This is a genomic window from Pseudomonas luteola NBRC 103146 (genome assembly GCF_002091675.1).
Lineage (GTDB): Bacteria > Pseudomonadota > Gammaproteobacteria > Pseudomonadales > Pseudomonadaceae > Chryseomonas > Chryseomonas luteola.
Window position 1 is genome coordinate 15,984 of sequence record NZ_BDAE01000006.1, and the last position, 25,758, is coordinate 41,741.

Sequence of the window (25,758 nt, forward strand, 5' to 3'; positions counted from 1 at the left end):
CGGGCTTACCCGCACGCCTTCCCTGCGCTCAAGCACCTGAAAACTCCAGCAAGTAGCCCAGCCCTCTAAAGGTCACGATACGAACAGCACTGGCCTCAAGCTTCTTGCGCAAACGATGTATGTAGATTTCGATGGCTTCAGGGCTGGCTTCTTCATCTAGACCAAAGACCTGGGAAGCCAGTTGTTCCTTACTCATCACCCGACCGGGGCGGGCAATCAGAATGCCAAGCACTGCCTGCTCACGCGAGGTCAGGGTCAAGGGTTCATTATCAAGCGTGAAGCGTCGGGTGTTGAGGTCATAGACGAGCGGGCCGCAGCGCTGTTGGCGCTCACCGCCCAACACACTGCGTCGAAGCAGCGCCTTGACTCGAGCTTCGAGCTCGGTAAGTTCGAAGGGTTTAGCTAGGTAATCGTCAGCCCCTAGGTTAAGCCCCTGAACCCGATCCTTCACTTCCCCGCGCGCCGTCAGCATCAATACCGGCAAACGGTTACCCCGCTCACGAAGACGGGCCAGGATTTCGAAGCCATCCATTCGCGGCAACCCAACATCCAGAATGGCCAATGCGTATTCCTCACTTGCCAGTGCCAGGTCAGCAGCGACACCGTCATTGATGACGTCGACAGTCCAACCTTCTCCCTTCAGCGCCTGCGCCACACTTTCAGCCAGTGACAGATGATCTTCGACGAGCAAGATACGCACTCGATTCTCCGAAATCGTGTTAGATCGTCTCAGTGTACCCAGAGCGACTGATAAATGGTCTAGATCCTTTCAGATTGAAAGCTTCGTGAAAGCTTGTGCCACTACGATCAGGTTAATAAGCCTTATACGCACCAAAGGCCCTACAAAAACAACAATACGGAATCCCATCATGCAGACTCGTCGCGTACTCGCCTCGTCGGAAACTCTTCCGCCCTACCCTACTTACGCACTTCGCCAGCCGCCAGGCTCGCTACCTGTTTACGTATCAGTTTTCAACTGACGCAAGATTGCTTCAGCAATGGAATCACACTGCTCTGTTGCCGTTCCGCACTATAAAAACAAAAGGAGATAACCATGGCCCTATCCCTACGCCCCCTGGCAATCGCTGCTGTTGCAGCAATGCTCTCCACACAGCTGCAAGCTGAACCCAAACGCCCTGAATGTATTGCACCAGCCTCTCCAGGCGGTGGTTTCGACCTGACCTGCAAACTTGCCCAGAGCGCGCTGGTAAACGCCAAGCTGCTAGAAAAACCTATGCGGGTTACCTACATGCCAGGAGGTGTAGGCGCAGTGGCTTACAATACTGTCGTGGCACAACGCCCCAAGGAAGGTGGAACAATCGTTGCGTTTTCAAGCGGCTCCCTGCTCAACCTGGCGCAGGGCAAGTTTGGCCGCTTCGATGAAAAGGCCGTCAAATGGCTGGCAGCGGTAGGAACCAGTTACGGTGCCATCGCCGTAAAGAATGATTCCCCCTACAAGACCCTTGGCGATCTGGTCGAAGCGCTTAAAAAGGATCCAGGCAAAGTGGTCATTGGCTCTGGCGGAACTGTCGGTAGCCAGGACTGGATGCAGACCGCCCTCGTTGCCAAGGCCGCGGGTATCAATCCGCGTGACCTCCGCTATGTCTCACTGGAAGGCGGTGGCGAGATCGCAACGGCTCTGCTGGGTGGGCATATTCAAGTGGGCAGTACGGATATTTCCGACTCCATGCCTCACATCGAGAGCGGTGATATGAGAATCCTGGCGGTTTTTTCCGAAAACCGTTTGGATGAGCCTGCCATGGCCAACATCCCCACCGCTCGCGAGCAGGGGTACGACATCGTATGGCCTGTAGTGCGCGGCTATTACCTCGGCCCGAAAGTCAGTGATGAAGACTACAACTGGTGGAAAGCCTCCTTCGACAAACTGCTGGCTTCGGATGACTTTGCCAAACTACGCGACCAGCGTGAGCTTTTCCCATTTGCCATGACTGGCAGTGAGCTGGATGCCTACGTACAGAAGGAAGTTGCCAAGTACCGGGGCATGGCCAAAGAGTTTGGCCTGATCCAATAACGCTACCTGACGCTCCGCGCAGGCGGAGCGTCCGAGGGAAATGCCATGCTTTTTCAACGTCTCTTTCTGGGCGTCTGGCTAATTGCCGGCCTGGTCATGATGTACCTTGCCCTGGATTATCAGGCACCGTTCTCTTACGAGCCGGTCGGCCCCCGCGCCTATCCCATGCTGATGCTGGGACTGATGTCAGCAGGGCTGGCTTACCTTCTGATCAAGCCTACGCCAATTGATCACGCCCATGACGAACAACCCATGGATGCACCGACTGCGCGCAAGGTAGTCAGCTGCGTTCTGCTGCTACTGGCTTACGCCCTGCTGTTCGAGCCATTCGGCTTTGTTCCCAGCAGCATCGCTGCAGGCTTTCTGTTTGCTCGACTCTATGGCGGGCGCTGGTTGCCCAGCCTCGTGACCAGCATTGTCATGTCCATCTGCCTATACATCCTGTTCGATCGCATTCTGGACGTTCCACTGCCCTTGGGCATCCTAGACGGCCTGGAGATCTAAGATGGAAACCTTGAATTTTCTTGCCCAAGGCTTTGGTGTTGCCTTAACGCCTACCAACCTTATTATCGCCCTGATCGGTACGCTGATCGGAACCGTGGTTGGCCTGCTCCCAGGCTTAGGCCCTATCAACGGGGTGGCCCTGTTGATCCCGGTAGCGTTTGCGCTAGGTCTGCCGCCTGAATCCGCTTTGATTCTTTTGGCAGCGGTTTACCTTGGCTGTGAATATGGCGGACGTATTTCGTCGATTCTACTGAACATCCCGGGCGAAGCATCAACGCTCATGACCACCCTGGACGGCTATCCACTGGCCCGTAAAGGATTGGCCGGCGTAGCCCTGTCCTTGTCGGCCTGGAGCTCCTTCATTGGCGCCTTCGTGGCGACATGCGGCATGGTACTGTTTGCCCCGCTGCTGGCTAAATGGGCAATTGCCTTTGGCCCAGCTGAATACTTCGTGCTGATGGTCTTTGCCATTGTCTGTCTGGCAGGCATGGCGGGTGACAAACCCGTCAAAACGCTGGTCGCCTCGTTGCTAGGGCTTTTCCTGGCAGCCATCGGCATTGATGCCAACAGTGGTGTTTATCGCTTCACCTTTGACAGCATCCATCTGGCAGACGGCATCCAGTTTGTTGTGCTGGTCCTGGGCTTGTTTTCAGTAAGCGAGGTGTTATTGCTGCTTGAGAAAACCCACCATGGCCAGGAAGCTGTCAAGGCAACAGGTCGCATGCTGTTCAACTTCAAGGAAGCCAAGTCGGTATTCCTGACCAACCTTCGCTGCGCTGTTGGCGGTTTTGTCATGGGTGTATTGCCCGGTGCGGGTGCGACACTGGCCAGCGCCTTGGCCTACATGACTGAAAAGCGCATGGCTGGTGAAAAGGGTGAGTTTGGCAAAGGAGACCTTCGCGGCCTTGCTGCGCCGGAAACCGCAATCGGTGCGTCCTGCTGTGGCGCCATGATCCCTATGCTGACGCTGGGTGTTCCAGGGTCGGGAACGACAGCAGTCATGATTGGCGCCCTTACGCTGTACAACATCACTCCTGGCCCGCTTCTGTTTCAGAACGAGCCCACGCTGGTCTGGGGTCTGATCGCTTCGCTGTTCATTGCCAACGTGATGCTGCTCATCCTGAACGTACCCATGATCAAGGTTTTCACCAAGATCCTGGCCGTGCCGAACTGGGCATTGGTCCCCATCATTGCCATCATCACGTCAATTGGCGTTTATGCCGTGCACGCGACAACGTTTGACCTGATCCTCATGGTGATAATCGGAATCATTGGATACATCCTGCGCAAGCTGGACTTCCCACTGTCGCCGCTGCTGCTGGGCTTCATTCTGGGCGGCCTCATGGAACAGAACCTGCGCCGGGCGCTTTCGATCTCCAATGGCAGCATGGACATTCTATGGTCCAGTGGCATCAGCCAAATCGTATGGCTGCTGGTCATCGTCATGTTGATCCTGCCGATAGTTCGCATCTGGCGTCGTCGCTCTCTTCGCCGTAAAGCCAACTTGGCCAACGCGTGATAAAGGCAAAAACCAAACAGTGAAGCGTTTCTGTCACACGTTGATCGTCTCGCTCCGGCCCTGGTGGATGACTCCCCTGGCCGGAGCAGCCGGAGGATACTTGGCCAGTCTCGCGAACTGGCCCCTTCCCTGGATGATCGGCTCACTGCTTGGAGTTATCGCTATCCGCTGCTGTGGCTGGCTAACTCAGGAAATGCCTCACGCGCGCAAAGGAGGCCAATGGGTGATCGCCACAGGCATTGGCCTGCATTTCAACCAAACCATTGTTGAGCAGATTGCAGCGCACGCGCTGATCATTGTGCTTGGCACGGTGCTGACCGTCACCGCCAGTGTGATAGGCATCGTCTTATTACGACGCAGCGGCGAGGACCGTGCAACTGCTTTTTTTGCCAGCATGCCTGGGGGCGCCAATGAAATGGTCAATCTGGCCAAACGCAACGACGCCATACTGGCTCGAGTGGCCGCTGCTCAGAGCCTGAGAATGGTGTTTGTGCTGTTAAGCGTTCCGGCAGCTTACAAGTATTTATTTGCTGGCGAGCATGCTCTTGTTTCGCACACTATTGAAGTCAGTTTTTATTGGTTATTGCCCATCATGGTGGCCGGTGCCGGTCTGGCATTCATCTTTCAAAAGCTGCGACTGCCAAACGCCTGGCAATTGGGCGCTCTCCTGACCAGCATTACAGCCAGCGTGACATTCAATTTGAATATCGGCTTACCTGCAGGAGCGGGGGACATCGGCCAGTGGCTCATTGGCAGCTCACTAGGATGCTATTTCGATCGCCCCTTCTTTCGCCAGGCGCCCGCCTTCATGGCACGCACGGTGTTGGCTACCTGCTTGGCCATCCTCATTGCCACCCCTATTGCAATGGGACTGGGCTGGTTGACCGGACTCGATGCCCGCTCGCTTTTGCTGGGGATGGTACCTGGAGGTATTGCCGAGATGAGCCTGACAGCCGAAGCATTGCATTTGCTGGTACCGCTGGTCACCGCCATGCAGGTGCTTCGGCTGCTGCTGGTTCTTTTCCTGGCACAACCGGTCTACCGGCTCTGGATGCGCCGAGCGACTGACTAGCGACTAGCCCTTGCCCAACGCCTTTTTGGGATAAATATCGTAGCGACTGGATTTGCCATCCAGACTATAACTGGGCTTCGCCCCCTCGATAGGAGGCGCCTTGCGTGGACGCTTCACCACCACGCGATGACTGGCCAACCCGAGGGCAGCCTCAAGCAAGGCTGGTGCGTCAGGATCATCACCTACCAAGGGACGAAAAATGCGCATTTCCTTTTTTACCAACGCCGATTTATCACGATGGGGAAACATGGGATCGAGGTAGATCACTTGAGGTGCCTCATGCATCTTCCGCATCAGCTCAATGGCATTTCCCTTGAGAAGGGTCATGCGCGCCACGATAGCACCGACTTCCTCATCGCTTGTTGCACGCCTTAGACCGTCCTCAAGCAGAGCAGCAATCAAGGGCTGGCGCTCGATTAATGTGACCGCGCAGCCCAGCGTCGCCAGAACGAAGGCATCACGGCCAAGGCCGGCCGTGGCGTCGAGTACACTCGGACGTATGCCTGTGCCAACACCGGCAGCCTTGGCAATCATCTGCCCACTGCCGCCTCCAAACCGTCGCCGATGCGCTGCTGCACCTTCCAAAAGATCAACCCGCACCGGTCCTGGCGCATCTGGGCCACGCTGAATCAGTTGAAGACCCGACTCCCCCAACTGAAGCACAAAATCCGTCTCAGGCGCTTGAGTGACAGGCAGGCCTAGCTGCAGGCCCAAGGCATCTGCCTGTCCCTGCCATGCGGCATCAAGCGGTTGGATGGAAACGGCGACAGCACTTGGATCAGTAATCATGACAAGGTCAATCAAGAAACAAAGCCCGCATTTTGCCAGAGCGCTGCCGGATAGGCACGCTTAACGGCACACATGGAAGCTCCCCATGTCGAGATGAAAGTGGTCATGGTGCGCCGCGTTGTAATTTGGAGACAGCGTCGTGTTAAAGGATCTACAGGCTCCTTCTCGAAGCAAATGTAAGAACCGTGCCTTGCTATCGTCCCCTTTCCAATCACGCGCTACGGTAATGCGCTGTCCGTTCTCCAGGCGAAAGCCAGCCAAGTCCAACGCATTGGCGGTAGCATGCTCACTACGACGGGCATTGGCACGATGATAGATATTGCGGCAGGCGAAACTTCCAAAATGCTCGACACTGACGACACGCTGCCCGAAAACGGCCTCTGCTGCTGGTTGTAACGTGTGCAGTTCAAACAAGGCGTAGGCTGTTGCTAAAGGACATGTCGCAAGGAAACTGCCGCTGAAGGCTACATTGGAGCGTTGCACCCTAACGACATTCTCCAGCGGGCACTGCTTGGTCCCGGCATTAGCAGGCATCTGGGCGTAGCGCAGCGGTGACGTCTGCAACGCCTGTGCGCATAGCTCAGGATCGTGTTGCAGCCTCATCAGCTTGTATCGGGTCAGAAAATTGGGTGGCTGTCGCACATCAAGCGGCTTAAATGGATTCCATTGAGGCGGAACACGGATCCAGTCATAGGCCAGACCGATCCCGGCCACTAGAATGATCAAGCACATTAGAACAAAGACGTAACGCATACCTGTCCTGACGGTGAGCGGTCATGACTGGCGTATATGATCTGGCTTACAGCAAGCCTAGCTGCTCGACAGGCTCAGCCATGACTGGCAATGGCGGTAGTTCCGGCAAGCGCTCCTGCAGTTGCGCATGAAAACGCATGGCAAGTTCAGGAGCATGACGGTTGTCAGGTGTATGCAGAAATATGTAAGGGGTACGCCCTTCCTTGATCCACTCTGCAAATTTATTCACCCAAGGTTCTAGATAGATATCATTAGCCTCAAGTTCCAACCGACCAATGAAGCGGATCTGTGGTGATTGGGTAAAAGCAGGAACACGGACAGGCACGCGAGGCTTTTTGGCTTGCGCGTCACGAATGACATCGGAGACCGGTTCGCTACTGAACAAGGCACGGGAATCCAGTCCGATACGCTCGACATTTCTGGCCATCAGCAAATTGTTGAGCTCACGCTCAGCCATACCCTTGCTGAAAAAATCGTCATGTCGCACCTCTACTGCTATTCGCCCTGAGGAAGGCAGTGCATCCAGAAAATCAGCCAGCTCGGCCAGTCGATTCGGACCAAAGCTTGAAGAAAACTGAAGCCAGTATGGGCTGACACGCCTCCCTAACGGGACCAGCAACTGCATGAAGGAATGCGCATGGGATAAGCAGGCTCTTAGATCACCGTCATGGCTGATCTCGCGAGGAAACTTGGCGCAGAAGCGAAAGTGATCCGGCATCAACTCAGCCCATCTCGATACCGTCTCGACAGAGGGCTCGGCATAGAACGTGGTGTTTCCCTCTACCGCGTTAAACACCTGAGCATAGCGCGGAAGAAATTCCGAGGATCGTGTAGATGCTGGATAGAGTGAACCTCGCCAGTGAGGATCACTCCATGATGGGCAACCAATGTAATAAGGCAGCATCAAGCTTCAGACATAAAAGTCCAGGCCTACTACCTGAGCGGCCCCAGTATTTCGTGGCAACATGGCAATGCTGTCGTAACTGGCAATGGCCCGTGCGCTACGGGCGCTGATCGGCTGTTCATAGAGAACATATTCCCGCGCTGTCAGCAGCTGAGCATCACTGGTCACTTCATCATCTGGTTGGGTTGACTCGACTCTACGAATCAGTAGCGCAGTACCCAGCCCCTGCGAGGAAACACTACCCGTAGCGGGCTGCTCACGACGGACTTCTTCCTCATTCTGTATCTCATGATACGAGCTGTCCGCCCGATTACGACCAGGACGATCTAATGAGTAAGAGGAAGTGTAGCTATCGATACGCATGATTAATGCCCTTTTGCCAGTATCGCCAATGTATGAGATCGCCTGCGCTTAGCAAACTATCTCAAATACCATACGGTCGATGAAATCAGCAGTTCATCTGTTGACCTCAGTAATACACACAGGGTTTTACCGCCTGTCGCCTGTTGCTGTCGAGGCCGGATCAGCGTGGCTGCTTAGGCGTGGCAACTTGATCACGCAAATAGACAGGTTGCGCTTCTTCTGCTGATACGGCGCCTCCCTGACTCCATGCATACGTCGCCAGGGTCAGGATATCCTTGGCATGGGGCAGAAGATTACCATCCGTTTCGGCAACAGAAGCGGCTATGCGGCCAACATACCCCCATCCTGTACCGGCCCCAAACCATTCTCCTGCACTGCCTGCTGGAAGCTGCGCCTGCTCGGGAGGAAGCACCGCTTCAACTCCAACCAGTTGCATCACCTCTTGCTCCAAGCGATAACAACCCCAGTAGACCTCATCCATACGTGCATCGATAGCGGCGGCTACCTGATTAACGCCTCGCTCACGATAAGCCCGCTGCGCCAGTGCAGCCAGATTGGACACCGGCAGCACTGGCCGGTCCAGACCGAAAGCCAGGCCTTGAACAACACCAATCGCAATACGCACGCCGGTAAATGCGCCAGGACCGCGACCGAATGCGATGGCGTCTATGGCCGTTAGCGCAAGTTCTGATTCAGCCATGAGTTCTTGAACCATGGGCAGCACTTTCTGTGCATGCATACGGGGAATCACTTCATAGCGGCACATGACGCTTCCTTCATGGAGGAGCGCAACAGAACAAGCTTCGGTAGCAGTATCAATGGCCAACAGCGTAGGCATCGGTGGTATCCAGACAAAACAGCAAAGTCTGCCAGTATAAGTTCCAGAAACGACAACGGCCATCCGAAGATGGCCGTTGATCGAATCTCTAATGCTTACAAGTTGCCGGCTTTCTTGACGCCATCTTTGACATCGCCAACCACTTTCTGGCCTTTACCCTTGATCTCTTGGGTATCGCCTTCATTCTTGAGGCTCTGATTATTGGTGGCCTCACCTACACCTTGCTTGGCTTTACCCGCTACTTCGTTCGCAGTGCCTTTGATCTTATCTGTTGTGCTGCTCATAGCGTTCTCCTAATTTCGTTGTGTGCCTTATTAGGACTAAGCGCAAGGCAGAGGAGTTCAACTATTCCTGTTTGAGAGGCTGCTTTTTGGCTTTTTGCATTTTCCCTTCAGATACTAAAAACGGCCCTGAAAGGACCGTTTGGCAACAGATGGAAACGCCTTTACTTGAGCGCTTCGAGTACCTTGGCCGTAATCGACTCGACCGACCCGACACCTTCAACCCGGCTGCACTTCGGCGTACCTTCAGCATCTGCTAGCTTCTGGTAGAAGTCTACCAGCGGCTTGGTCTGGGAATGGTACAGATCGAGACGCTTACGTACGGTTTCTTCTTTGTCATCTTCACGCTGAACCAGATCTTCTCCGGTTTCGTCGTCTTTACCTTCGACTTTCGGCGGATTATAGAGCGTGTGGTACACACGACCTGAAGCCGGATGTACGCGACGACCCGACATACGCTTGACGATCTCTTCATCATCCACGGCAATTTCAAGCACGTGATCAATGGTGACGCCAGCATTCTTCAGCGCCTCGGCCTGTGGAATGGTGCGAGGAAAACCATCAAAGAGGAAACCGTTGGAGCAATCGGCTTCCAGGATACGCTCGGAAATCAGGGCAATAATGATTTCGTCGGAAACCAGGCCACCACTGTCCATGACGCCTTTGACCTGCTGACCTAGCGGAGTCCCGGCTTTGACGGCAGCACGCAGCATGTCCCCAGTGGAAATTTGCGGAATGCCAAACTTCTCGGTAATGAACCGAGCCTGAGTACCTTTACCGGCACCGGGCGCCCCTAGCAGTATCACGCGCATGCACGTCGCTCCTTAAATGATGGTATCCAGGACTTGCCTTGAAGTGGCCCGCTCAACAGAGCCATTGCGATCCTCAGGCTGTCTCGATGTTTTATTTGGCCGTTTGACGGTCAAGGGGATTCAAAATACACAGCATCACGAGGGGGCACAAGCCACTAAAAGTCGCAGGGATTTATTCGTGCTTTCCAGATGAAATGGAAGGATTGCCTGGCTGACCGTCCTGCTGCTCGCTCATGAGGAGCAGACAGGACGTTTTCAAACAACAGAACCGGCCCTCAACCCGTATTGCGAAGGCCTGCCGCAATGCCTGCAACGCTGACCAGCAGGGCCTGATCCAGGGGGCTTGCCGTGCCCTCTCCAGCCTGTCGAGAACGTTCCAGCAGCTCGATTTGAAGCAGGTGTAGCGGATCAAGGTAGATATTACGTACGGCAATGAACGCCCGCGTTTGAGGGTTGTGAGCCAGCAGCTCGGCCTGGCCGGTCAGACGCAGTACAGAGCGCTCTGCCTGCGACAACAGGTCGCGGAGCTCTTGCCCTAACGCACGCCACTGCTCCGGCACCAACTGCTCGTCATAGAGCCGGGCAATGTCTCCGTCAGCCTTGGCTAAAACCATTTCCAGCATATCGATGCGAGTACGAAAGAACGGCCAGCGCTCACGCATCTGCTGTAACCGCTGTTCATCACCCCGCTCCAGGGCCCTAGCCAACGCTGTTTCCCAGCCCAACCAGGCAGGCAACATCAGGCGGGTCTGTGTCCAGGCAAAAATCCAGGGGATGGCACGCAGGCTTTCCACCCCGCCCTCACGACGCTTCGCCGGGCGGCTGCCCAAGGGCAGACGGCCCAGTTCCTGCTCAGGCGTAGCCCTGCGGAAGTAGTCAACAAACTGAGGATGCTCCCGCACCACGCCACGATAAGCCTTCAGGCTGTCTGCAGCCAGACGATCCATGTCAGCCCGCCACTCCGGCTCAGGGACTGGAGGCGGCTGTAATGTAGCCTCCAAGACAGCAGCCAGGTAAAGGTTGAGATTCTGCCGCGCGATATCGGGCTGACCAAACTTGAAGCGTATCATCTCGCCCTGCTCCGTTACCCGGAAACGGCCGCAGACCGAACCTGGCGGCTGCGAAAGGATCGCCTCATGGGCAGGACCGCCACCGCGTCCCACCGTGCCTCCGCGCCCATGGAACAGGATGAGTTCGATACCCTGCCGGCTGCAGATGTCTACCAAGGCTTCCTGGGCACGATACTGCGCCCAGGCCGCAGCCAGGGTTCCTGCATCCTTGGCCGAGTCGGAATAGCCGATCATGACCTCTTGGGGCCCCTGAAGCCGTTCGCGATAGCCCGGCAGCGCCAACAGGCTTTCAATGACCTCGCCTGCATGATCAAGATCATCCAGTGTCTCGAATAAAGGTACCACCCGCATGGGTCGACGTACGCCTGCTTCCTTGAGCAAGAGTTGCACGGCCAGGATATCTGACGCTGAGCCCGCCATTGATATCACATAGGACCCCAGCGCTGCTGCAGGTGACTCGGCAATTACACGGCAGGTTGCAAGCACTTCGGCAGTGTCTGCCGAGGGCGTGTAATCCGGTGCCAGCAAGGGTCTGCGATTGGAAAGCTCGGTTTCCAGAAACGTCAGCCGACGCGCTTCATCCCAGCCGGCATAGCTGCCAAGCCCCAGATATTCTGTAATTTCGTTCATGGCTGACGCATGGCGGGTCGAATCCTGACGGATATCCAGCCGCACCAGGAAAAGCCCGAAGGTAGTAGCGCGACGCAACGCATCCAACAACGGCCCGTCAGCGATAACGCCCATTCCGCAAGCATGGAGCGACTCATAGCAGAGCTTGAGAGGTCCCAGGAGCTCTTCATTGTGCTCAAGCACCCCTGTGCTGGGGATATGAGGCTCATGAACGGCTCGGGCAGCCCAGTCGCGCGTGGCCTTGAGTCGCTCGCGTAGTTGCTTGAGCAGGGCGCGGTACGGCTCAGGTGTATCACCTACCTCTGCCATGAGTTCAGCCGAGGCACGCTGCATGGAAAGCTCCGATGCAAGGCGGTCTACATCACGCATGTACAAGTCGGCCGCCATCCAGCGTGCCAACAGCAGCACTTCGCGCGTTATCGTAGCCGTTACATTCGGATTCCCATCACGATCGCCGCCCATCCAGGAAGCGAATCGAACAGGCGTTGCCAGCAACGGCAGACGTTCTCCAGTAGCCTCCTGTAAGGTTTCGTCTACTTGCCGCAGCAGTCTGGGTACTGCATGCCAAAGGGAGTTTTCAATAACGGCGAATCCCCATTTGGCCTCATCGACAGGCGTGGGCCGCTGTCGGCGAATCTCTTCGGTATGCCAGGCTTCCGCAATGAGGCGGCGCAGTCGCTGCTGCACCTCGTGCCGCTCGGCAGCCGTCAAATCATCGTGATCCTGGGCGGCCAGCTGTTCGGTAATCTCCTCGTACTTCTGAATCAGCGTTCTGCGAGCAACCTCCGTTGGATGCGCCGTGAGAACCAACTCGACACTCAGCTGAGACAGCTGCTCGGCAAGCTTTGGCCCAGTGTGCCCCGCCTGTTTGAGCCGGGACAGAACTTCCTGGAGCACCCGGTCTTCCAGCGGTGCCGGCTCGCCAGCGCTACGCCGACGGATACGGTGATACTCCTCGGCGATATTGGCCAGGTTCAGGAAATGATTGAAGGCTCTGGCAACTGGTAGCAGTTCGGACTCATCCAACGAATTGAGCGTCTCGGACAGCTGTCTTTCGCCACGGAGCGACCCGCCACGCGAAGCTTTCGCGCCCTTTCGGATACGCTCGATCTTTTCCAGAAAGGCAGGACCATACTGATCGGAAATGGTCTGCCCTAACAGCTCTCCCAGTCGGTGAACATCTTCCCGCAGACGAACATCAATCTCGACGACCATGTTTATCCCTCTTTCGTTGTTCTCTTTGTTGTTCTAGCACACCTGCGCCAGGGACCTCGTACGACACTCTGCTGTCTAGCTTTTGTAGAACTGCAACGAAACGGTCAGTCCAAGGAGATTCTCATGAAGATCAGCGAGCTCGTAAAGGAATGGGAGCAGAACGCTACAGGCCGTATGGCCCACGCACACTACAACTTGGTTCTGGACCTTGAATCCGCGGCCCGGTTGCATGCCCTCCACGAAATGTATCCAAAGCGTAGCGTAGAAGAACTCTTGGCTGAGCTGGTAGGCGCGGCGCTAGAGGAGCTTGAAGCCAGCTTTCCCTATGTCAAGGGACAGCGAGTCGTAGCAACGGACGAGCTGGGTGATCCACTTTATGAAGATGTTGGCCCTACGCCACGCTTTCTGGAACTGTCGAAGAAGCACCTGGCTGAGCTCAACAAAAACGATTCGTCCACATGATCGGCAGACGCACAATAACCCTAGCCAGAACAAGCCATTAGCTGGATTGAAATGCCGTTTTACCGCTTAGCGTGCTATGGATTTTTAGACAAGGGATGAACATTTCGTGACTTGAAGCGGTCCATACGTTAGCCAGTAAATGAGAGGCTTTTTGTCAATAACCTTCGATCCGATAAATAGCGAAGGTAATAAAAGGCCTCGGCTACCCTGTCAGCCAGGGAACAATTTAGCTGTTCGGACTATTAATGGAGCTGAGCCCTATGAATACATTGACTGCCAAGAAATCGATACAAAAAGCCTGTGGTTTGAAATTCGCTGCACTGGCGCTAGGCAGTGCACTGATCCTGACCGGCTGCGCAGGTGATCCGCCTAGTGAGCAGATGGCCGTTACTCAATCCGCAGTCAATGAAGCGGTAAGTGGTGGCGGCAATCAGTACGCTCCGCTGGAAACCAAGTCTGCCCAGGACAAGTGGACACAGGCTCAAACAGCACTGAACGAAAAGAACTACGAAAAAGCCAAGCAATTGGCCGAGCAGGCCGAGTGGGACGCACGTCTGGCAACTCGCAAGACCCAGGCTGCCAAGGCTGATGCAGCCCTCCAGGACGCTCAGAAGAGCATTCAGCAGATCCGCGAGGAAGGGATGATCAACGGCGAGCTGCAGCAAAAGCAGAACCAACGCCAGCCATAAGCTGACCCATCCCCTATTCCCGTCTTATGCCTAAAGGATGAATGTTATGCGTAAACAGTTTCTTATCCCTGCCGTATCTGCCCTGAGCATCGCCCTGGCTGCCTGTTCGACTCCACCAAACCCGAACCTTGAGAAGGCCCAGGCTGACTATGCAGCACTACAATCCCAGCCTCAGTCCTCTCAGCTGGCTGCGCTGGAAACCAAGGATGCTGGTGACTGGGTAGACAAGGCCAGCCGTGCTTACCGTGAAGGCGACAAGCAGGAGAAGGTCGACCAACTAGCGTACCTGGCCAACCAGCGCATTCAACTGGCCATGCAAACTGTCAAGCTGCGCATGACCGAGCAGCAGCTGCAAGGCGTTGACGCACAGCGTACCCAGGCTCGTCTGGATGCCCGTACTGCGCAGCTCAAGCAGCTGCAAAGCCAGCTTAACGCCAAGCAGACGGATCGTGGTACTGTCGTAACCTTCGGCAACGTACTATTCGATCTGAACCAGGCCACACTTAAGCCCGCAGGCATGACCAACGTTCAGCAGCTGGCCAGCTTCCTGCAGCAGAACCCAGAACGTCAGGTCATTGTTGAAGGCTACACTGATAGCACGGGTTCTGACTCGTACAACCAGCAGCTGTCCGAGCGCCGTGCGAATGCTATCAAGACCGCGCTGGTCAGCATGGGCATATCACCTAATCGCATCGTAACCCGAGGCTATGGCAAGGCATTCCCGGTAGCTAGCAACTCTACCGCAGCTGATCGCGCCATGAATCGTCGCGTAGAGGTTACTATTTCCAACGACGCGAATCCGGTTGCACCACGCATGTAATAGGTGACCATCCTAAAAGCCCGGCTAATGCCGGGCTTTTTTTATGGGCGGGTGATCAATCAATGAGCGTAGCGTTAGTTAATACCCCTGCCATTTCAGTGGAGAACGCTACCAGGATGACTTCACGAATCGAGCTACCTTCCGGTCTGGGCTCTTGGAGAACGGATACCGCAACGCGTGCCGCTTGCTCCGCAGGATATCCATAGACACCACAGCTGATCGCAGGAAAAGCCAGGGTACGGGCATCGATACTTTCAGCCAGCGCCAACGTGTTTCGATAACACCGCGCTAACTGCTCGGGCTCACCTGAATTGCCTCCGCTCCAAACCGGCCCGACGGTATGAATGATGAAGCGGGCCTGAAGATTGAAACCAGGCGTAAGCCTGGCTTCTCCTACCGGGCATCCGCCCAGTCGTCGGCAATACCCCAAGAGTTCAGGACCCGCTGCCCGGTGAATCGCGCCATCAACGCCAGTCCCGCCTAGCAGACGCTCATTCGCCGCGTTGACGATGACATCAACATCCAACGCGGTAATATCTCCTTGCCATACCCGAATTTTCATTCAAACCTCTACGAGCGATGGATGGCTATTCACTGCCTTTCTCGCCTTGCGCCTTGGTCGTTGCTTCATAGACGCGCTCAGCGAGACGTGAAAAAGGGAGCGTTTGGACCCATACGGAGCCGTGTCCTTTTAGGGTTGCCAATACCAAGCCCTCACCGCCAAACAGCATGCTGCGTAGGCCGCCTGCCAAGCCAATGCTGTAATCGATACCTTCGGTGAAACCAACCAGACACCCGGTATCAAGCCGGAGCGTTTCCCCATTGAGCTCTTTGCGAATGACCGTACCGCCCGCATGCATGAAGGCCAGACCATCGCCTTCCAGCTTTTCCAGGATGAAACCCTCACCACCAAAGAAGCCGGCCCCCAGGCGGCGGGTAAACGCTACGCCTACACGCGTACCTAGCGCAGCACACAGGAAGGCATCGCGCTGACAGAAAAGCGTACCGCCAATAACTGAGAGGTCAACCGGCACAACGTGTCCTGGATAAGGCGCAGCGAAGGCTACATGACGCTTGCGCTTCCCCTCATTGGTGAAATGCGTCATAAATAGCGATTCGCCGCCCATCATGCGTTTACCAGCGCTCCACAGCTTGCCCAGCACCCCGCCGGATCCGTCCCCCATGCGGGCGGTGAAATCTATGTCCTCCTCCATATAGGTCATGGCACCTGCCTCGGCGATAACGGTCTCGCCGGGATCAAGTCCGATTTCCACCGCCTGCATGGACTCACCAATGATGCGGTAATCGATCTCATGACTGGGCATGGCTTACTCCTGTAAGCCGACACAAGGCGTCGGCGTGGTCAAATGATATTGGCGTAATCCGCTTCGATTCGATCCAGGCTGAGATGGTTCAGGAAGTTGGAAAAACACATCCAGGCCGATAAGGCATTGAGATCCTGGAACTGGGGCGGCAGGTATTTGGGCGGCGCGACCAGACCCTCTTCAACCAGCTGGCTCAGGATGCGCATGTCTTCCAGGGTGGTCTTGCCACAAAACAACAGGGGAATCTGCTCTACCTTACCCTTACGAACGGCCAGCTGAATGTAGTTGTAGATGAGAATGAAGCCCTTGAGATAGGAGAGGTCTTTGGTAAACGGTAACTCGGAAGGTGTAGAACCGCGGAATACGCGACTGGCGTTCTGGTAACCATCCTCCAGGCTGTAACCCTGCTCCTCATAGAAGCGGAAGACATCCAGAAAATCAGCACCCTCCTCTGCCATGTGAATAGCACGGGTACGATTGGTCAGCTTGCGCAGGCGTGAAGGGTAAGAAGTAAAGGCGATGACCTCCATGAGGATAGCCAAGCCTTCCTGCGTAACGGTGGACGATGGCGGTCCTTTCGAGAGAAAGGTGCAGATCGGCTGATTCTGACCGTTCAGTGTTGTCCCGACATGGACCAACCCCTCATGAACCTCCAACGCACGAATATCACGTTCGTTGAACATGGCGTCCGCCCGGATCTTGATGTAATCCGCACCTGCGGCAGCGTCGGCAACGATTCCATCTGATTCGAACACACGGATAGTGCCTTCGTCTTCTCCAAATACTGCATTCAGGCGCTGCTGCAGCATCGGTGCAGCTTCCTTGGCGGTGAGTGTCTTGGGCTCGTCTTTGAGATCGCTGCGCTTATCGATGTTGTTCAGATAATCCGACATCATCATGCCTAGATCCGCCAGAGTCGGGTCACCGGCATGAAAGGCATCGGACGCTGCCCCATAGAGTTCCTGGGAGATCAGGCCAAAATCTCGCGTCCCTCGCGCCTGAAGCATCCGCACGACCATGCGGTACTCACGACACATACGCCGCATGATTTGCCCCACCGGGCTGAATTGCCCCAGGTGCCGGGTCACTTCCCGCTCGATGCTTTGAAACTCGCCCTTGACCTCATCCGGGTCGAACCCTAACGGCCGCTGTTCATAGTAGGCGCGATCCACCGGGGGTAGCATCTTGCCCTTGCCATCGAGAAAGCGCTGTTTAACCTCATCCTCCCACTTCACCGCATCGAGAATCCGGATGGGGGCCTGGGCCGCCACGATACGATCGGAAAGCGTGCGAATCGTCTCTTGGTACTGGTTTTTCACCTTGCGTGAATTCATGCCCACCTCATTACAGGGAAGACAAACCCTGACGTATGCAGGATAGCGTATCGACTGCCTGGGTAAACGGCGGTTCGACAGATCTCGGGTACGCCAGAAATAAAAGAACCGCCATAAAGGCGGTTCTTTGTTTACAGCGACTGCTTACAGCGGGCGCATATGCGGGAACAGAATTACGTCACGGATCGACGGAGAGTCGGTCAACAGCATGACCAGACGGTCGATACCGATGCCCTCACCTGCCGTTGGCGGCATGCCGTATTCCAGCGCCGCCACGAAGTCGGCATCGAAATGCATGGCTTCGTCATCACCGGCGTCCTTATCGGCCACCTGAGCATGGAAGCGCTCAGCCTGGTCTTCCGCATCGTTAAGTTCGGAATAGGCGTTGGCGATTTCACGGCCACCGATGAACAGCTCGAAGCGGTCAGTCACACTTGGATCGTCGTCGTTACGACGGGCCAGCGGAGAGACTTCGAACGGATACTGAGTAATGAACGTAGGCTGCTCCAGTTTGTGCTCGACCAGCTCTTCGAAAATCATGGTTTGTAGCTTGCCAAGCCCTTCGAAGCCCTTGACGTCCGCACCGGCCTTCTTGGCAATCGCACGTGCTTTCTCGATGTCACGCAGATCATCAGCGCTGATCTCGGGGTTGTACTTCAGGATCGAGTCGAACACGGACAAGCGTGCAAACGGCTCACCGAAGTGGAAGACCTTGCCCTGGTACGGCACATCGGTGGTACCCAGAACCGCCATGGCCAGCTCGCGGAACAATTCCTCGGTCAGGTCCATGTTGTCTTCGTAATCGGCATACGCCTGGTAGAACTCAAGCATAGTGAATTCAGGGTTATGCCGAGTCGATACGCCTTCGTTACGGAAGTTGCGGTTGATCTCGAACACGCGCTCGAAGCCACCCACTACGAGTCGCTTCAGATAAAGCTCTGGAGCGATACGCAGGAACATATCGATATCCAGCGCATTGTGATGCGTCTCGAAGGGCTTGGCCGCCGCACCGCCTGGGATGGTCTGCAGCATGGGCGTTTCGACTTCGAGGAAGTCACGATCCCGCAGGAACTGGCGAATGTGAGCGATCACCTGCGAGCGTACACGGAACGTATGGCGGACGTCGTCGTTGACGATCAAGTCGACGTAGCGCTGACGGTAGCGCATCTCGGTATCGGTCAGGCCGTGATGCTTGTCAGGCAGAGGACGCAGAGACTTGGTCAGCAGACGAACATTGTCCATGTCTACATACAGGTCGCCCTTGCCGGAGCGGGCCAGTGTGCCCTCGGCCGCGATGATATCGCCCAGATCCCAGGTCTTGATGGCTTCCAGCGTTTCCGCTGGCAGCTTCTTGCGGTCTACATAAACCTGTAGCCGGCCGGTCATGTCCTGAAGAACCATGAACGCACCGCGGTTGAGCATGATGCGGCCAGCAATCTTGACCTTAATGCCCGCTTCGGCCAGCTCTTCCTTGCTTTTGCCTTCATAGGCTTTCTGCAGATCCGCACAGTAGCTGTCGCGGCGGAAGTCATTCGGGAACGCGATGCGCTGCTCGGCGCGCAGGGCTGCAAGCTTTTCCTTGCGCTGGGCAATCAGCTTGTTGTGTTCCTGCTCTTGGGCATGTTGGTCTAAAGGTTGTTCGCTCATGGTCTGGGTATTTCCATCACGGGATCAGCCCTCTCCTGTCGGAGAAGGCGTTTAAGGTAGTGTTACAGGCCCTGCTTGAGGCTGGCCTCGATAAACTCGTCCAGGTCGCCGTCCAGTACCGCATCGCAGTTGCTGTTCTCGATGCCGGTACGCAGATCCTTGATCCGAGACTGGTCGAGTACATAGGAGCGGATCTGGTGGCCCCAGCCGATATCGGACTTGGAGTCTTCCAACGCCTGGGAAGCGGCCGTACGTTTCTGCATTTCCTGCTCATACAACTTGGCCCGCAGCATTTTCATGGCGGTGTCCTTGTTGGCGTGCTGGGAGCGCTCGTTCTGGCAGCTGACCACCGTATTGGTGGGCACGTGGGTGATACGCACCGCCGAGTCCGTGGTGTTAACGTGCTGACCACCCGCGCCGGAGGAACGGTAGGTATCGATCCGCAGGTCGGCTGGGTTGATCTCGATTTCGATGTTGTCATCGATCTCCGGCGAAACGAAGACGGCCGTAAACGACGTGTGGCGGCGGTTGCCCGAATCGAATGGACTCTTGCGAACCAGGCGATGTACGCCGATTTCAGTCTTGAGCCAGCCGAACGCATACTCACCCTTCACATGAACGGTTGCGCCCTTGATACCTGCCACTTCACCTTCGGAGAGCTCCATGATGGTCGTCTCGAAGCCGTGTTTGTCAGCCCAGCGCAGGTACATGCGCAGCAGCATATTGGCCCAATCCTGAGCCTCTGTACCACCGGAACCAGCCTGGATGTCGAGGTAGGCATTGTTCGGATCCATCTCGCCACTGAACATGCGACGGAACTCGAGCTTCTCGAGAATCTCGCGCAAACGCTCGACCTCGGTGGCCACATCGTTGACAGCGCCTTCGTCATTTTCCTCGGCAGCCATTTCCAGCAGGTCGTTTGCATCGGCCAGACCACCGGAAAGCTCATCAAGGGTTTCGACTACCTGAGCCAGCTGGGCGCGTTCCTTGCCAAGGCTCTGAGCGTACTCAGGCTTGTTCCAGACGCTTGGATCTTCGAGCTCGCGCTCAACTTCGGTCAAACGATCTTTTTTATGATCGTAGTCAAAGATACCCCCGAATGGTCTGGGTACGTCCGGTGAGGTCTTTGATACTGTTCAGAATCGGGTTGATTTCCATGGCTGGCAATCACTCGCGGAAAACGTGGAAAAGCCTGCGAGTATACTGCAACCGGCTCCGATCCGGCAGCCTTTGCCGGTGTTTGTTCGTCCCTCCGTTATTCAGCCCCTCCGAATGGCCTACAGCAGCATGGAAAAGCACTGCTGCAGGCTCCGGTCGACTCATGCCGCTTGGCGCCTACCGGTACGACATCCGATACAGGCGGCACAGTTTACAGCGCGGCCTACACAGCCCAGACCTTTGAGTGCGCTTAATCTGCGTGAATATCGACATGACGGGTCTCACGCAGGAACAGCAGGCCTACCACCAGACTGCCCCCAGTAATAAGCACTGGATACCACAGGCCATAAAAAATATCGCCGGTATACACGACAAGCGCAAAGGACACGGTAGGCAACAGACCGCCGAACCAGCCGTTGCCAACATGGTATGGCAGCGATAGCGAGGTATATCGGATACGGGTCGGAAACAGTTCCACCATCAATGCTGCCAATGGACCATACGTCATGGTAGCGATCAAAATCAGCGCAACGATCAACAGCACGACCATGCCCTGATTAATGGCCGCCGGATCAGCCTTTTGTGGATAACCGGCTGCGTCCACTGCTGCGCTCAGGGTAGCCGCATCATAACCGCGTACTTCCTGTTGCCCTACCCGTACGACGATCTCACTGCCAGCGGCACCTTCAGCGGTCTGATAAGGCAGGCCGCGCTTTACCAGAAGTGCCTTGACCCGATCGCACGGACTGTCGAAGCGTGCCTTGCCGACAGGATCGAACTGGAAGGTACAGGTGGCAGGATCCGCCTCGACGGTAATCGGTGCCTGCCGGCTGGCCATATCAATCTCCGGATTGGCGTAATGCCCCAAAGCCTTGAAGATTGGAAAATAGCAAACCGTTGCCAGCAGCAGTCCTAGCATCATAATCGGCTTGCGACCGACCTTATCGGACAGCCAACCAAAAAAGACAAAGAAAGGCGCACCGATGACAATCGAGATGATAAGCAGCGTATTAGCCAGGGCGGCGTCCATCTTGAGCATTTGCGTCAGAAAGAACAGGACGTAGAACTGCGCGGTATAAAAAGTTACTGCCTGGCCGGCATTGATGCTGAATAACGCAATCAACACAACGCGCAAATTGCTCCAGCGGGTGAACGAATCCCTAATAGGAGAATGGCTCGTCTTGCCTTCGGACTTCATTTTGAGAAACGCCGGGGACTCGTGCATCGACAGACGAATCCAGGTTGAGATACCCAACAGCACAATCGAAAACAGGAACGGCAAGCGCCAGCCCCAAGTTTCGAATGCGTCACCGGTCAGCTTCCGACAGACCAGAATGACCAGTAGCGAAAGCAGAAGCCCAAGGGTTGCTGTTGACTGAATCCAACTGGTATAGCTACCCCGCTTGCCAGCCGGTGCGTGTTCAGCCACATAAGTGGCGGCTCCTCCATATTCGCCACCCAGCGCCAGCCCCTGAAGCAATCGCAACGTAACTAACAAAATGGGGGCGGCAAGTCCGATGGAGGCATAGGTAGGCAACAATCCAACCCCAAAGGTAGAAACACCCATCAATAGGATGGTTGCCAGAAATGTATATTTGCGGCCGATCTTGTCGCCTAGCCTGCCAAAGACAAGTGCACCAAACGGCCTGACCAGAAAGCCCGCCGAAAAAGCCAGCAGGGCAAAGATGAAGGCGGTAGTTTCGTTGACACCTGCGAAGAACTGCTTGCTGATCACGGCCGCCAGGGCGCCATAAAGAAAAAAGTCATACCACTCGAACACGGTCCCCAAAGAAGAGGCAAAGATAACCTTGCGCTCTTCACGGGTGCTGCTGACGGTGCGGCTGTAGCCGCTGGCCTGGGCATATTCTGCCATGCTTGTCTCCCGACCCTCGTGGGGTCTCAGTGTCTGTTGTCATTGTTATTCACTGCGGGACGCCAGAACCCCATACGGCCTGTTCAAGCGGTACTGCCTTCGTTGAGATTGCCTTGTGTTGCTCAGATTGCCAGCCGCTCCGGCTCACGTCGGATCGTCTGGGCAGCATGGGTCAGCCGCTCGTCTCGCTGGCTTGCCACTATCAGTTCGGCCGCCTTCTGCGCGATCATCAACGTAGGTGAGCAGGTATTACCCGACACGATAGTGGGCATGATCGACGCATCGGCAATACGTAGCCCCGGTACCCCATGAACGCGCAACTGAGCATCCACGACCGCCTCGGGACCTGCCCCCATCTTGCAGGTCCCCACAGGATGAAAGATGGTAGTACCAATACTGCCGGCAGCCATTCTTAGCTGCTCCTCTGTCTGAAAGACCGGACCCGGCAGGTACTCTTCCGGTGCATAAGGTGCCAGGGCCGGCGAGCCGACAATACGTCGTGTTAGACGAATAGCATCAGCAGCGACCTTGAGATCCGCCTCATGGCTGAGATAGTTCGGCTGGATCAGCGGCGCAGCATCAAGTTCTGCCGAACGAATTTCCACTCGCCCCCGGCTCTCTGGTCGCAGGTTGCACACTGAGGCCGTGAATGCTGGAAAGGTGTGCAGCGGCTCGCCGAAGCGATCCAGCGACAAGGGCTGAACATGGTATTGCAGATTGGCAGACAGTTGGCTCGGCTCGGAGCGAGCAAAAGCACCCAGCTGGCTCGGCGCCATGGCCAGCGGGCCGCGGCGTCCGAATGCGTACTGCAGGCCCATGTTCAGCTTACCCCATAGGCTACTGGCCATTTGATTGAGCGTATGAATACCCGAGACCTTGTAGATCAGACGTAACTGCAGGTGATCCTGAAGGTTTGCACCAACGCCGGGCAGTTCATGTTGAACACCAATCCCGAGCCGCTCCAATAGCGGTCGCGGGCCAATACCCGAGCGCTGCAAGATGGCGGGAGAGCCTATGGCACCGCTGCACAGGATAATTTCCCGACGCGCGATAAAGCGCTGCAATTGCCCCTTCCGTACGACCTGAACGGCACGGGCCCGTCCGTCCTCCAAGATGACCCGATCCGCCTCGGCATTGGTCACGATCGTCAGGTTGGCTCGCTGCCGGACAGGCTTGAGAAAGGCCTTGACTGCGTTCCATCGAACTCCGCTACGTTGATTGACCTGAAAGAAACCACAGCCCTCATTGTCACCCGTATTGAAGTCTTCGACCGAAGGAATGCCCGACTCTGCCGCTGCGCGACGGAATGTTTCGAGAATATCCCAGCTCAGGCGCTGTTTCTCGACGCGCCACTCACCACCCGCCCCATGCAGCTCAGACGCTCCTGCGTAGTGATTCTCCATGCGCCTGAATAGCGGCAAGACATCCTTCCAACCCCAACCGGCATTACCCGCAGCCGCCCACTCGTCATAGTCACGCGCCTGACCACGCATATAAATCATGCCGTTGATAGAAGAGCAACCTCCCATCACCTTGCCGCGCGGATAACCCAGCGCCCGCCCGTTGAGACCAGGTTCGGGCTCGGTCTTGAAACACCAGTCAGTACGGGGATTATTGATACAGTAGAGATAGCCGACAGGAATGTGAATCCAGGGATAGGTATCACGGCCGCCCGCCTCTAGAAGCAACACGCGAACCGAAGGATCAGCCGATAGCCGATTGGCCAGCAGGCAACCGGCAGGACCTGCGCCAACGATGACATAGTCGTATGAATTCGGAAGAGTGGTCATCAGAACATCTGCTCTTGTTGTACTTGTTATTGCTCTTCATGCTAGACGGAGTATTTCAGAACAAGAACAATCATTTTCAGGCAGCCGTTGTTCAAAAATGCACAGCAGTTACCTAGGTGAGGAGTCACGCGAATGTTTAAATGGGACGACCTCCGCTTCTTTCTGGAGCTACAGCGCAGCGGGCGCTTGCTATCCGCGGCCAGGCGTATGGGAACCAGCCACACGACCGTCGCTCGGCACATCGAATCGCTCGAACGCACCCTGGGCACGCAGCTTCTCGTTCAGCACACCCAGGGGTATCAGCTCACACCAGCCGGTCAGGCATTACTCAAGCATGCCGAGGCCATGGAGGAATCCGCCCTTCTGGCGCAGGAAGAAATGACCTGTAGCGTAAATCCCCTGGGCCAGGTTCGCCTTGGGGTGACGGAAGGACTGGGCACGGGCTTCCTCGCCGGGCGGCTGGCAACCTTACTGGAGCGCTATCCGGGCCTTGAAATCGAGCTGGTCTCGGTTCCCCGCTTTGTCAGTATTACCAACCGGGAGGCGGACATCGCCATTACGCTCGAGCGGCCTAGCGCTGACTTGGTCATCGCTCGAAAACTCAGCAGCTATTGTCTCCAACTGTACGCCAGTTCAGCTTATCTGGAAAAAGCGCCTCCCCTTCACTCACGGGAAGATCTCTCCCGCCATCGCTGGATTGGCTACGTAGACGACCTGATATTCACCAAAGAACTGCTTTTTCTCCAGACAATGTGCAAGCACCCGCAAGTAGCGTTCCGGAGCACCAGCGTGCTGGCTCAGCAAATGGCGGCTCAGGCGGGAATCGGCATTGCCATCCTTCCCTACTACCTGGGAAGCCGCGATCCCCTGTTGATACCAGTCCTGCCGCAGGAGCGAGTCATTCGGCACTACTGGATATCATCGCGCCGAGAACTTCATCGAACGGTGCGGCTGCGCGTTGTCTGGGATTTTCTGGTTGGCCTGTGCGAGCAACACCAACATGTCTTGATGGGCCAGGCCGCCGAGCAAGACGGCCCGGACACATGATCAGCCCTTGGCCTTGCTATCCAGCTCAGCCCGGAGGGCGGGATCCAGGTTTAGATGACGCGCCAGCTCGTCGAGATAGGCCTTTTCCATCACTTGCTGATCATCGGCCATCAACAGACTTGCCAGGTAAATCTCGGCAGCCATTTCCGGCGTCTTGGCGCTGGCAGCAATTTCGGCAGGGTCCAGTGGCTTATTGATTTCCTGACGCAGCCAATTCTGAAGCTCAGGATCATCTGCATGTCGATTCATTTCGTCATCAATGAGCTTACGCTCCTGATCATCGATATGCCCGTCTGCCTTGGCTGCCGCAATAAGTGCCTTCAGAATGGCCTGACTATGCTGCTCCACCTTTCCTTCCGGCGCACGATCCACTGTCTGAGGCTCGGTCTGAGGCGCATTGGCCTGGTTTTTCTGCCAGTTTGTATAAGCCTGGTAGGCCAGGGTACCCAGCGCGACCAGCCCACCATACTTGGCCATCCGGCCACCTCCCATACGGCTGGCGCCCTTGCCGCGCAAAAGCATCCCCAACACACTGGCGGCCAGCGCTCCGCCGCCTGCACTCGACAGCATGCCGCCCAGAGGGTCTTTCGACGAAGGGGTTTGAGACTTCGCATTACCTTGATTCAACTTTCCAAGTGCACCGGACAGGCCGCCCTGCTTGGCGAGCATGTCCTGCCCTGTCTTGAGTAATTGATCCAGCAGGCCACGTGTTTGCATCATTGCTCTCCAGATAATGGCAGATACCTATTAGGGCAAGACACACCGGCAGATGGTTCATGCAGCGGAGGGCTCTTCTGCTGCGAGATATTGCAGGGACGCCTGGAGGGAGGA

25 protein-coding genes are annotated in these 25,758 nt (G+C 56.0%); 8 read left to right on the top strand and 17 right to left on the bottom strand.

The window, feature by feature from the left end:
- Window positions 1-28: 28 nt before the first annotated feature.
- Complete coding sequence (locus PLU01S_RS09185) at window positions 29-700, bottom strand: response regulator (RefSeq protein ID WP_010797627.1); 672 nt, start codon at window positions 698-700, stop codon at window positions 29-31.
- Between the two features lie 348 nt (window positions 701-1,048).
- Between PLU01S_RS09185 and PLU01S_RS09190 the strand changes: the two genes are divergently transcribed.
- From PLU01S_RS09190 to PLU01S_RS09205, 4 genes are all read left to right on the top strand, one after another.
- Window positions 1,049-2,032 carry a Bug family tripartite tricarboxylate transporter substrate binding protein gene (locus tag PLU01S_RS09190; protein ID WP_173869112.1) on the top strand — a complete coding sequence of 328 codons (984 nt, stop codon included), beginning with the start codon at window positions 1,049-1,051 and terminating at the stop codon, window positions 2,030-2,032.
- 45 nt (window positions 2,033-2,077) lie between these two features.
- Complete coding sequence (locus PLU01S_RS09195; RefSeq protein WP_074827582.1) at window positions 2,078-2,536, top strand: tripartite tricarboxylate transporter TctB family protein; 459 nt, start codon at window positions 2,078-2,080, stop codon at window positions 2,534-2,536.
- A gap of 1 nt (window position 2,537) precedes the next feature.
- Entirely contained in the window at window positions 2,538-4,055 is a 1,518-nt protein-coding gene (locus PLU01S_RS09200; protein WP_010797624.1) for a tripartite tricarboxylate transporter permease, read from the top strand.
- Window positions 4,056-4,122: 67 nt separating this feature from the next.
- Window positions 4,123-5,127 (top strand): AbrB family transcriptional regulator, encoded by a 1,005-nt coding sequence (locus PLU01S_RS09205; RefSeq protein ID WP_074827583.1) that lies wholly within the window; start codon window positions 4,123-4,125, stop codon window positions 5,125-5,127.
- A gap of 3 nt (window positions 5,128-5,130) precedes the next feature.
- On the opposite strand, the gene PLU01S_RS09210 is transcribed toward PLU01S_RS09205, so the two are convergent.
- The 8 genes from PLU01S_RS09210 to ppc all read right to left on the bottom strand — a co-directional run bounded on the left by PLU01S_RS09210 (window position 5,131) and on the right by ppc (window position 12,782).
- The gene (locus PLU01S_RS09210) at window positions 5,131-5,916 is read right to left on the bottom strand and encodes a class I SAM-dependent methyltransferase (protein WP_074827584.1); all 786 of its coding nucleotides are present in this window, start codon (window positions 5,914-5,916) and stop codon (window positions 5,131-5,133) included.
- A gap of 60 nt (window positions 5,917-5,976) precedes the next feature.
- On the bottom strand, window positions 5,977-6,669 hold the full coding sequence (locus PLU01S_RS09215) for an extensin-like domain-containing protein (RefSeq protein WP_074827585.1): 693 nt from the start codon (window positions 6,667-6,669) through the stop codon (window positions 5,977-5,979).
- Window positions 6,670-6,715: 46 nt separating this feature from the next.
- Window positions 6,716-7,573 (bottom strand): DUF72 domain-containing protein, encoded by an 858-nt coding sequence (locus tag PLU01S_RS09220; protein WP_074827587.1) that lies wholly within the window; start codon window positions 7,571-7,573, stop codon window positions 6,716-6,718.
- 6 nt (window positions 7,574-7,579) lie between these two features.
- Window positions 7,580-7,936, bottom strand: a complete 357-nt coding sequence (locus PLU01S_RS09225; RefSeq protein ID WP_074827589.1) for a hypothetical protein — start codon at window positions 7,934-7,936, stop codon at window positions 7,580-7,582.
- Between the two features lie 160 nt (window positions 7,937-8,096).
- Complete coding sequence (gene tsaB / locus PLU01S_RS09230) at window positions 8,097-8,774, bottom strand: tRNA (adenosine(37)-N6)-threonylcarbamoyltransferase complex dimerization subunit type 1 TsaB (protein ID WP_074827590.1); 678 nt, start codon at window positions 8,772-8,774, stop codon at window positions 8,097-8,099.
- Window positions 8,775-8,869: 95 nt separating this feature from the next.
- On the bottom strand, window positions 8,870-9,058 hold the full coding sequence (locus PLU01S_RS09235; protein ID WP_074827592.1) for a CsbD family protein: 189 nt from the start codon (window positions 9,056-9,058) through the stop codon (window positions 8,870-8,872).
- Between the two features lie 161 nt (window positions 9,059-9,219).
- Window positions 9,220-9,867 carry an adenylate kinase gene (adk, locus tag PLU01S_RS09240; protein ID WP_010797616.1) on the bottom strand — a complete coding sequence of 216 codons (648 nt, stop codon included), beginning with the start codon at window positions 9,865-9,867 and terminating at the stop codon, window positions 9,220-9,222.
- A 275-nt stretch (window positions 9,868-10,142) separates the two neighbouring features.
- Complete coding sequence (ppc, locus tag PLU01S_RS09245; protein ID WP_074827594.1) at window positions 10,143-12,782, bottom strand: phosphoenolpyruvate carboxylase; 2,640 nt, start codon at window positions 12,780-12,782, stop codon at window positions 10,143-10,145.
- 123 nt (window positions 12,783-12,905) lie between these two features.
- Here ppc and PLU01S_RS09250 point away from each other — a divergent pair, with 123 nt between their 5' ends.
- The 3 genes from PLU01S_RS09250 (at window position 12,906) to lptF (ending at window position 14,753) form a co-directional block, all read left to right on the top strand.
- Window positions 12,906-13,244, top strand: coding sequence for a hypothetical protein (locus PLU01S_RS09250; RefSeq protein WP_019366554.1), 339 nt, complete (start codon window positions 12,906-12,908; stop codon window positions 13,242-13,244).
- A 245-nt stretch (window positions 13,245-13,489) separates the two neighbouring features.
- On the top strand, window positions 13,490-13,933 hold the full coding sequence (locus tag PLU01S_RS09255) for a DUF4398 domain-containing protein (protein WP_074827598.1): 444 nt from the start codon (window positions 13,490-13,492) through the stop codon (window positions 13,931-13,933).
- Between the two features lie 46 nt (window positions 13,934-13,979).
- Complete coding sequence (lptF, locus tag PLU01S_RS09260) at window positions 13,980-14,753, top strand: lipotoxin F family OmpA-related lipoprotein LptF (protein WP_010797612.1); 774 nt, start codon at window positions 13,980-13,982, stop codon at window positions 14,751-14,753.
- A 55-nt stretch (window positions 14,754-14,808) separates the two neighbouring features.
- Here lptF and PLU01S_RS09265 read toward each other — a convergent pair whose 3' ends face one another.
- The 7 genes from PLU01S_RS09265 to PLU01S_RS09295 form a co-directional block, all read right to left on the bottom strand.
- Window positions 14,809-15,315 carry an O-acetyl-ADP-ribose deacetylase gene (locus tag PLU01S_RS09265; RefSeq protein ID WP_074827599.1) on the bottom strand — a complete coding sequence of 169 codons (507 nt, stop codon included), beginning with the start codon at window positions 15,313-15,315 and terminating at the stop codon, window positions 14,809-14,811.
- A gap of 25 nt (window positions 15,316-15,340) precedes the next feature.
- Window positions 15,341-16,078: a TIGR00266 family protein gene (locus PLU01S_RS09270; protein WP_074827601.1), complete on the bottom strand. Its 738-nt coding sequence runs from the start codon at window positions 16,076-16,078 to the stop codon at window positions 15,341-15,343.
- Between the two features lie 38 nt (window positions 16,079-16,116).
- Complete coding sequence (locus PLU01S_RS09275; protein ID WP_010797609.1) at window positions 16,117-17,412, bottom strand: flavohemoglobin expression-modulating QEGLA motif protein; 1,296 nt, start codon at window positions 17,410-17,412, stop codon at window positions 16,117-16,119.
- Window positions 17,413-17,556: 144 nt separating this feature from the next.
- The gene (gene lysS / locus PLU01S_RS09280; protein WP_010797608.1) at window positions 17,557-19,059 is read right to left on the bottom strand and encodes a lysine--tRNA ligase; all 1,503 of its coding nucleotides are present in this window, start codon (window positions 19,057-19,059) and stop codon (window positions 17,557-17,559) included.
- 62 nt (window positions 19,060-19,121) lie between these two features.
- Window positions 19,122-20,217, bottom strand: a protein-coding gene (gene prfB / locus PLU01S_RS09285; protein WP_100217761.1) for a peptide chain release factor 2 whose coding sequence is annotated in 2 segments (ribosomal slippage) — window positions 19,122-20,144 and window positions 20,146-20,217 — 1,095 coding nt in all. Because the reading frame shifts where the segments join, the coding sequence is not laid out codon by codon here.
- Window positions 20,218-20,467: 250 nt separating this feature from the next.
- Window positions 20,468-22,090 carry an MFS transporter gene (locus PLU01S_RS09290; protein ID WP_010797606.1) on the bottom strand — a complete coding sequence of 541 codons (1,623 nt, stop codon included), beginning with the start codon at window positions 22,088-22,090 and terminating at the stop codon, window positions 20,468-20,470.
- 122 nt (window positions 22,091-22,212) lie between these two features.
- The gene (locus PLU01S_RS09295) at window positions 22,213-23,880 is read right to left on the bottom strand and encodes a GMC family oxidoreductase (protein ID WP_074827603.1); all 1,668 of its coding nucleotides are present in this window, start codon (window positions 23,878-23,880) and stop codon (window positions 22,213-22,215) included.
- Window positions 23,881-24,012: 132 nt separating this feature from the next.
- Between PLU01S_RS09295 and PLU01S_RS09300 the strand changes: the two genes are divergently transcribed.
- Window positions 24,013-24,927, top strand: a complete 915-nt coding sequence (locus PLU01S_RS09300; RefSeq protein ID WP_074827605.1) for a LysR family transcriptional regulator — start codon at window positions 24,013-24,015, stop codon at window positions 24,925-24,927.
- Here PLU01S_RS09300 and PLU01S_RS09305 read toward each other — a convergent pair whose 3' ends face one another.
- Window positions 24,928-25,644 carry a tellurite resistance TerB family protein gene (locus PLU01S_RS09305; RefSeq protein WP_074827607.1) on the bottom strand — a complete coding sequence of 239 codons (717 nt, stop codon included), beginning with the start codon at window positions 25,642-25,644 and terminating at the stop codon, window positions 24,928-24,930.
- Window positions 25,645-25,758 lie beyond the last annotated feature (114 nt).

What these genes read in the sequence shown, in the direction of transcription:
- PLU01S_RS09195 (WP_074827582.1), top strand. Translation starts at nt 2,078, where the DNA reads ATGCTTTTTCAACGTCTCTTTCTGGGCGTCTGGCTAATTGCCGGCCTG.
- PLU01S_RS09200 (WP_010797624.1), top strand. Translation starts at nt 2,538, where the DNA reads ATGGAAACCTTGAATTTTCTTGCCCAAGGCTTTGGTGTTGCCTTAACG.
- PLU01S_RS09205 (WP_074827583.1), top strand. Translation starts at nt 4,123, where the DNA reads ATGACTCCCCTGGCCGGAGCAGCCGGAGGATACTTGGCCAGTCTCGCG.
- PLU01S_RS09210 (WP_074827584.1), bottom strand. Translation starts at nt 5,916, where the DNA reads ATGATTACTGATCCAAGTGCTGTCGCCGTTTCCATCCAACCGCTTGAT.
- PLU01S_RS09215 (WP_074827585.1), bottom strand. Translation starts at nt 6,669, where the DNA reads ATGCGTTACGTCTTTGTTCTAATGTGCTTGATCATTCTAGTGGCCGGG.
- PLU01S_RS09220 (WP_074827587.1), bottom strand. Translation starts at nt 7,573, where the DNA reads ATGCTGCCTTATTACATTGGTTGCCCATCATGGAGTGATCCTCACTGG.
- PLU01S_RS09225 (WP_074827589.1), bottom strand. Translation starts at nt 7,936, where the DNA reads ATGCGTATCGATAGCTACACTTCCTCTTACTCATTAGATCGTCCTGGT.
- tsaB (WP_074827590.1), bottom strand. Translation starts at nt 8,774, where the DNA reads ATGCCTACGCTGTTGGCCATTGATACTGCTACCGAAGCTTGTTCTGTT.
- PLU01S_RS09235 (WP_074827592.1), bottom strand. Translation starts at nt 9,058, where the DNA reads ATGAGCAGCACAACAGATAAGATCAAAGGCACTGCGAACGAAGTAGCG.
- adk (WP_010797616.1), bottom strand. Translation starts at nt 9,867, where the DNA reads ATGCGCGTGATACTGCTAGGGGCGCCCGGTGCCGGTAAAGGTACTCAG.
- ppc (WP_074827594.1), bottom strand. Translation starts at nt 12,782, where the DNA reads ATGGTCGTCGAGATTGATGTTCGTCTGCGGGAAGATGTTCACCGACTG.
- PLU01S_RS09250 (WP_019366554.1), top strand. Translation starts at nt 12,906, where the DNA reads ATGAAGATCAGCGAGCTCGTAAAGGAATGGGAGCAGAACGCTACAGGC.
- PLU01S_RS09255 (WP_074827598.1), top strand. Translation starts at nt 13,490, where the DNA reads ATGGAGCTGAGCCCTATGAATACATTGACTGCCAAGAAATCGATACAA.
- lptF (WP_010797612.1), top strand. Translation starts at nt 13,980, where the DNA reads ATGCGTAAACAGTTTCTTATCCCTGCCGTATCTGCCCTGAGCATCGCC.
- PLU01S_RS09265 (WP_074827599.1), bottom strand. Translation starts at nt 15,315, where the DNA reads ATGAAAATTCGGGTATGGCAAGGAGATATTACCGCGTTGGATGTTGAT.
- PLU01S_RS09270 (WP_074827601.1), bottom strand. Translation starts at nt 16,078, where the DNA reads ATGCCCAGTCATGAGATCGATTACCGCATCATTGGTGAGTCCATGCAG.
- PLU01S_RS09275 (WP_010797609.1), bottom strand. Translation starts at nt 17,412, where the DNA reads ATGAATTCACGCAAGGTGAAAAACCAGTACCAAGAGACGATTCGCACG.
- lysS (WP_010797608.1), bottom strand. Translation starts at nt 19,059, where the DNA reads ATGAGCGAACAACCTTTAGACCAACATGCCCAAGAGCAGGAACACAAC.
- PLU01S_RS09290 (WP_010797606.1), bottom strand. Translation starts at nt 22,090, where the DNA reads ATGGCAGAATATGCCCAGGCCAGCGGCTACAGCCGCACCGTCAGCAGC.
- PLU01S_RS09295 (WP_074827603.1), bottom strand. Translation starts at nt 23,880, where the DNA reads ATGACCACTCTTCCGAATTCATACGACTATGTCATCGTTGGCGCAGGT.
- PLU01S_RS09300 (WP_074827605.1), top strand. Translation starts at nt 24,013, where the DNA reads ATGTTTAAATGGGACGACCTCCGCTTCTTTCTGGAGCTACAGCGCAGC.
- PLU01S_RS09305 (WP_074827607.1), bottom strand. Translation starts at nt 25,644, where the DNA reads ATGCAAACACGTGGCCTGCTGGATCAATTACTCAAGACAGGGCAGGAC.